This window comes from Pseudomonas tehranensis, from assembly GCF_014268615.1.
In the GTDB taxonomy this organism is placed as follows: domain Bacteria; phylum Pseudomonadota; class Gammaproteobacteria; order Pseudomonadales; family Pseudomonadaceae; genus Aquipseudomonas; species Aquipseudomonas tehranensis.
The window spans coordinates 1-781 of the sequence record NZ_JABWQV010000483.1 but is presented as its reverse complement, the minus strand read 5'-3'; the positions used below and the strand labels follow the sequence as shown (position 1 = coordinate 781).

At 56.1% G+C, this 781-nt stretch carries 1 protein-coding gene; it reads right to left on the bottom strand.

The genetic code is table 11. The features are described from left to right. Positions 1 to 50: 50 nt before the first annotated feature. Complete coding sequence (locus tag HU811_RS27085) at positions 51 to 434, bottom strand: DUF6124 family protein (RefSeq protein WP_186659187.1); 384 nt, start codon at positions 432 to 434, stop codon at positions 51 to 53. Positions 435 to 781 lie beyond the last annotated feature (347 nt).

Below are 781 nucleotides of genomic sequence, written 5' to 3'. Positions count from 1 at the left end.
AGCGGGCTTGCTCGCGAAGGCGTCGGCACAGCTTGCATCAATGCAAAGTGCTACACCTTGGCGCCAGGTGTCGCTGTCGCTTTTGTTTCCAGATGATCCAGCGCTCGTTCAACCAACAACTGAACTCCATCGGCCATGCGACTGATCGCCAGAGCTACGCGGCGGCGTGAGTCGTCGACGTCGTCGGCCAGGTCGGCGGCGATGGTGCTGATGGACAGCAGGTCTTCGGAGGCGTTGGCCAGCAGGGTTTCGGTGTCGATGTGGGGGGAGACGATGAAGAGTTGGTTTTTGTTGGGTTCGGGCGGTGAGGAAGGCTGGGGTTTGAGGTAGTAATCGAGGGCACGGGTGGCGGCGTCTTCGAGCTTTTTTTCTTCTATCGCTTCGACGCGGGATTTGTGGCCGCTTTGTGGCGGATTAGGTGATGGCTTGAACATAGTTGTACTCCGAAATTTTCAGGAGCCAACACCGCTTCGCTTGCACAGTCGAGAGAGGTGGCAGCTATGCATAGGTGTGCAAGACCGGTCGGAGTACCCGGCAGATCCGAAGATCTCCCATACACAGCTGCCATAACGATTCGCGAGCATAAAAAAATGCCCGATGAATAGCCATCGACAATTGTGTCCTCCGCCGGACTTGCACGTCCGTGTCACCGTTTTTTGGTGACAAGCAGAGGTTAGCGGCGCTCGAAATCGCTGCCTAGTTCATGAACAACCCTGCGTATTGAAGGAAATGTCCGAGGGTTTGGCGGGGGAAAAGATCAAAAGATCGCAGCCTTCGGCAG